Below are 5,536 nucleotides of genomic sequence, written 5' to 3'. Positions count from 1 at the left end.
AAACTGATTGACCAAATAACCATTGGCACAATGAATCTCGACCCCATCAAAGCCTGCGCTTAGCGCATTGCGGGCCGCTTGTGCATACAGTTGCACCAAGGCTTTGACTTCTGCTGTGGTGAGTGCACGCGGCATGGATGGATCTGCCAAGGCACCCATCCCCGGTGCTGTTTCGATAAAGACTTTAACATTATTGGCCGCGATTGCAGATGGTGCCACTGGCGCCTCTGCATTGGGTTGCAACGAGGTATGTGAAACCCGACCCACATGCCAAAGTTGGGCAAAAATAATATTTCCTTCAGCATGTACAGCATCGGTAACGTGGCGCCAGCCGGCAATTTGTTCGGGACTATAAATTCCCGGCGTCCATGCATAGCCTTGACCACGCGGCTCGATTTGCGTACCTTCAGTCACCATAAAACCTGCACTGGCGCGCTGGGTATAATAGGTGGCCATCAGCTCGTTGGCGATATTGCCCGGTTGGGTGCTACGCGAGCGCGTTAGGGGCGGTAATACAATACGATTTTTGAGCAGATACGGGCCTAAATGAATCTTCTGAAAAAATTGACTGGCTTTCATTTCTTTGGTTCCACGCGATTACAATAGTAAAATATCTAAAATTTAAAAAAAATATCCTCGCTCTTTCCACTAAAAGGAAAAAGAAACAGGAGCGAGAGGCTGTAGGGCATTATTGAGTGTGAGCTGTCGCTATCACTATGGGCATCAGTGTAGGTGATATGAATCAATCGATTACCTTGGACAAGGTTTTGAGAACCCCACCAATCTCATTCATATGGATTCATCAAGAGCGTTAATTCAGCGCCTGAATTGCTGAAACAGCGCTTAACTGAGTAAGTCGTCGAGCCCTTGGACAATGAAAACTCGATACTTTGCACCGCTTAGCCGATGCTGCAAAGCCTCTTGGTAGGCTGGGCTGTTGTACCAGTTTCGAGCTGCAGCCATGTCTGCAAAGCGCAAAATAACTGCCCCTTCAATCGGATCACCTTCAAGAAGTTCAAACTCACCGTAGAATGCCAAAGGGGTTAAGTCATGGCCGGGACGCGCAGCAGCCGCTTTTTCTGAATATTGCTGCAATTGCGCTTCATCTGTGGTTTCTTCGCGTGTAAAGACTACATAAGCTGGCATTTATGCCTCCTCAGTGTATAAAAGGTAATCTATTCAAAATGATTGTTTATACCGAGCGATTCAACCGTTAGCAGCCGCTGTGTTCTATCGACATGCATGGTTTAATTCTGTATCAAGATAGATTCAATTTTCTTGGCTTTTTGAATATAAAAATTTAGCGATTTAATACATCGGCTGATAGACAACCCTTGCTGATGGCAAAGGTTGCCTCGCTATTTACAGACTGGCTTCGAGTATGCGTCGACTGACATCCAATGAAATATCTTGATGCTCACCAAGTTTTGTCAATTTATGTGCTTCCAGCTGTTTGATCACCTCATCAATATCTTTAGCACCCAGTTGATAATCGGCAAGGCGCGTTGGTAAACCTAAATCTTCAAAGAATGCTCGGGTACGTGCAATGGCGGCATCAATGCGCTGTTCTTCGTCACCATCGACGATGTGCCAGACACGTTCAGCATATTGCAGTAATTTGTCGCGTTTCTGAGCACGACGAACCTGCATATTGGCAGGCAGTACAATCGCTAAAGTACGCGCATGATCAATATTATGCAGTGCAGTCAGTTCATGGCCAATCATATGCGTAGACCAATCTTGTGGTACACCGGCACCAATCAAACCATTTAATGCCATGGTGGCCGTCCACATCAAATTGGCACGCGTGTCATAATCGGCAGATTCTTCAACGACCTTCGGCGCAATTTCAATTAGGGTTTGCAAAAGGCTTTCGGCAAAACGATCTTGTACCTGGGCATTGACAGAGTAGGTTAAATATTGCTCCATGACATGGATAAAGGCATCCACCACACCATTGGCCAGTTGACGCACTGGTAAACTATAGGTTTTATTGGGATCCAGTACTGAAAATTGAGGAAAAACATGACTGCTACCAAAAGCCAATTTGGTCTGGGTCGATTTTCGAGTCACTACACCGCCACTGTTCATCTCTGAACCCGTTGCAGGCAGAGTCAATACGCTACCAAACGGCAATGCTTGGGTTATTTTCGCGCCATGTGTTTCTAAAATTTGCCATTCGTCACCTGCATAGTTCACAGCAGCCGCAATAAATTTGGTTCCGTCAATAACGGAACCACCGCCGACTGCCAATAAAAAATCTAATTTTTGTTCACGGATCAATTCGACCGCTTTCATCAGCGTTTCATAGCTCGGATTGGGTTCTATGCCGCCAAATTCTTGTATTTCACGCTGACCGAGTGCTGTACGAACTTCATCTAGGGTGCCATTTTTGCGCGCGCTTTCTCCGCCATATAACATTAACACTCGGGCATCTGAGGGTACAAAATCATGAATACGCTGAATGGTGTCTGTGCCAAAAATAATTCGCGTTGGATTGTAAAATTCAAAATTAAGCATAGCGCTATCCTAAAAAAATTGATGAGTTAAGGGGGGTTGATATGCAGTGCTGACAACCAGCCAATCCATGATTTGATTGGTATCGCCATCCATCTATAAATAATGCCATGGAGTAACTATATATAAAAATAGACCAGTCGTCTATAAAAATATTACCATTCATTTGTGTCTATAGATGGATCATTGATGCGTTAACTTAAACAGATGATGGAGATGATCTTAAAGGGTGTTTATTTTTAGATCTAATCTAATTGAATTAAATGATGTGGTTCCGTTAATTAGACCACTCAATCTAGTTTTATAAGTGATAAATCCGCTCTAAATATTTAAATTATGCTGCCATTACTTTTGGTAAATGTCGATCATAAAATTCATTTGGTGTTGCCTTATTCAAGCTTGAATGAGGACGTATCGTGTTATAAAAATCCAAATATTCAGCAATTGATTGTTTTGCTTGTTTAACCGTATCGTAAGCCTTCAAATAGACTTCCTCATGCTTCACACTGCGCCATAAACGCTCAATCATCACATTATCCATCCACCGTCCTTTTCCGTCCATACTGATACGGATATTTCGCAATTTTAACTCATTCAAAAATGCCTCGCTTGTGAATTGACTGCCTTGGTCTGTATTGAACACCTCAGGACAACCATATTTCACAATTGCTTCTTGCAACGCATCTATGCAAAAGTCTGTTTCCATACTGATCGATACACTATGAGCCAGTACTTTACGACTATGCCAATCTATAATCGCACACAGATAGACAAAGCCTTTAGCCATAGGAATGTACGTGATATCTGTACACCAGACTTGATTAGAGTGATCTATAACCATGTTTTTCAAAAGATATGGAAAAATACGGTGTGCAAGATTAGGCTTACTGGTATTGGGCTTTGGATACAAGGCATGTATTCTCATCAAGCGCATTAAACGTCGGACTTTACGCCGACCTATTTGATATCCTTGACGCTGTAGCATGTCTCGTATCATTCGACTGCCCATAAATGGGTAGTCGATGTGAATTTCATCAATTAGACGCATTAAACTCAAATCAGTTGATGAAATCTCTTTGGGCTTGTAATACAACGTGCTGCGATTGATTTGAATCAATTGCGATTGTTGTCGTACCGAAAGTTGATGGGTCTTATCGATCATTTTTTGCCGCTCAGTTGCCCTGTTTTTCTGAGTGCACCTTCTAAAAAATCAATTTGCAATGCCTGATGTCCTATCTTGGCATGTAAAGCTTTAAGATCAATCTCTGGTTCTTGTTGTGCTGTTGGTCGTGAAAAAATATTGATCGATTGCTCAAGCAGTTGATTTTTCCAATCAATGATTTGATTTTGATGTAAATCGAATTGAGTAGAAAGCTCAGCGAGTGTGTGGTCGCCTTTAATTGCTGCGAGAGCAACTTTAGCTTTGAAATCTGCTGAGTGATTACGACGTTTTCTTCGTGTCATGGTTGACTCCAGAAACAAGCATTTCCCATGCTTATTGGGGAGTAGATTATCACTTATAGACGTGGTCTAAAATCATAGATCCACATCATAAATGTCTGTTTTGATGTATTTTTTTATAAAACTATTTTGCATACCACCTCGCTGTTCAAATTTAATTTGTGGATAGCGTAGAGCATGGCTTGAGTATTTTATCTCACGGTCAGATCATCAGGTTGGCTATTAATTCAGCATAAATAAGATTAATTGAGGCGAAGTTACGCCTAGAACATTTAATCAAAATAGAGTATCAGATGTGTTGTGCTTAATTTAAGTCCATGCAATGGTTTGTATGCATAGCAGGCTGCACAGTGGCAAAATAAATTAAATCTAGCTCTCGCCTTAGCCAAACAATGCAATGCTACAAAGAACACAATAAAATCAAAACAATGATTTTCCTAAGCGATGTTGCATGATTTGGCGAGGTCATGATTCATAGCCGTGCTGATCAAAAATATAAAATGATCAATAAAAAGGTTTAAGTCAGCGCAAGCATTGCGCAGATAGCGCATGTATCAGAAACTGTGCTTTAAGGTATCGCTTGAGCGGTCAGCGTGATGGCTACTCTGCAAGGGATGATAAAAGTTCATTGCCTAAAAAACTCATCCAGTGTGGCGGTATTGCCCTGTAATTCGCGGTAATATAGTGCGCCTAACCCGAACAGCCACACGATAAAAATTGATATGCCCAATGATCACTTAAAATTAGACAAACAGTTATGCTTTCCTTTGTATGCAGCATCGAACTTATTGGTGCGGGTATATCGTCCACTACTGGAACCCTTAGGTTTGACCTATTCTCAGTATTTGGTGATGTTGGTGTTGTGGGAACGTGATGGTCGAAGTGTGGGTGATCTGGGACAGTGTTTATATTTAGACAGTGGCACATTAACGCCACTGTTAAAAAGAATGGAAAAGGCGGGATTATTACTTCGTTCTCGAGATCCTGATGACGAACGCAGAGTACTGATTTCATTAACCCAGCAAGGGCTAGAGATGCAACTTGAGGCTAAAAAAATTCCTCAACAGTTACTGCAAAAAGTGAATGTACAAAATATTGAACAGTTAAGAGATTCAATGCAAGATTTAGTTGAAATATTGGACAAGGGTGTCTAGGTTAAATTAAATTGGAGGCAATAAAAAACCAGCATTTCGGCTGGTTTTTTAAGCGTTATCCGCAGATTTTTAGGAGATGAAATCTGTGGATAAGGTGATGGACAATTAAGAAAAATCCAACCCTTTTTCAAAGGCTTTCAATTCATAACGTGCCATTGCCAAGTTAGATTTAGAGCGATCTAGCACCAAGTACAAAAATAGATTTTCATTGCTATCTAATGGACGAATCAGGTGATATTGCTTGGTCAAGGTGATCAAAATATCTTCAATATTGTCATTTAACTCTAAAGCTTTAGCAACTTTACGTTTTGCACGTATAACTTCAGTATTTCCCGCAGCAGCCAACTCTAAGTCAATTCCACTGCCTTGTGTCGCCAATGACAGACCGCTTTCGCTATCTACCA

Annotated in this window: 6 protein-coding genes; 1 reads left to right on the top strand and 5 read right to left on the bottom strand. The window is 41.6% G+C overall.

The window, feature by feature from the left end:
* From SE27_RS14610 to SE27_RS13735, 4 genes are all read right to left on the bottom strand, one after another.
* Window positions 1-579, bottom strand: a 579-nt coding sequence (locus SE27_RS14610) for an oxidoreductase (RefSeq protein ID WP_455550007.1), incomplete at its 3' end; no start/stop codon positions are given.
* A 264-nt stretch (window positions 580-843) separates the two neighbouring features.
* Entirely contained in the window at window positions 844-1,146 is a 303-nt protein-coding gene (locus tag SE27_RS12870) for a DUF1330 domain-containing protein (RefSeq protein ID WP_039624229.1), read from the bottom strand.
* 216 nt (window positions 1,147-1,362) lie between these two features.
* Window positions 1,363-2,520, bottom strand: a complete 1,158-nt coding sequence (locus SE27_RS12865; protein ID WP_039624228.1) for an iron-containing alcohol dehydrogenase — start codon at window positions 2,518-2,520, stop codon at window positions 1,363-1,365.
* A gap of 331 nt (window positions 2,521-2,851) precedes the next feature.
* Window positions 2,852-3,981, bottom strand: a protein-coding gene (locus SE27_RS13735; protein ID WP_148308931.1) for an IS3 family transposase whose coding sequence is annotated in 2 segments (ribosomal slippage) — window positions 2,852-3,729 and window positions 3,729-3,981 — 1,131 coding nt in all. Because the reading frame shifts where the segments join, the coding sequence is not laid out codon by codon here.
* Between the two features lie 719 nt (window positions 3,982-4,700).
* Between SE27_RS13735 and SE27_RS12850 the strand changes: the two genes are divergently transcribed.
* Window positions 4,701-5,132 (top strand): MarR family winged helix-turn-helix transcriptional regulator, encoded by a 432-nt coding sequence (locus SE27_RS12850; protein WP_039624226.1) that lies wholly within the window; start codon window positions 4,701-4,703, stop codon window positions 5,130-5,132.
* Between the two features lie 105 nt (window positions 5,133-5,237).
* Here SE27_RS12850 and SE27_RS12845 read toward each other — a convergent pair.
* A partial coding sequence (locus tag SE27_RS12845) for a roadblock/LC7 domain-containing protein (RefSeq protein ID WP_455550006.1) occupies window positions 5,238-5,536 on the bottom strand: 299 nt, incomplete at its 5' end.

The sequence above is a fragment of the Acinetobacter harbinensis genome (assembly GCF_000816495.1).
GTDB lineage: Bacteria > Pseudomonadota > Gammaproteobacteria > Pseudomonadales > Moraxellaceae > Acinetobacter > Acinetobacter harbinensis.
Note: the sequence above shows the minus strand (reverse complement) of the source record. Positions and strands in the feature narration are given on the sequence as shown.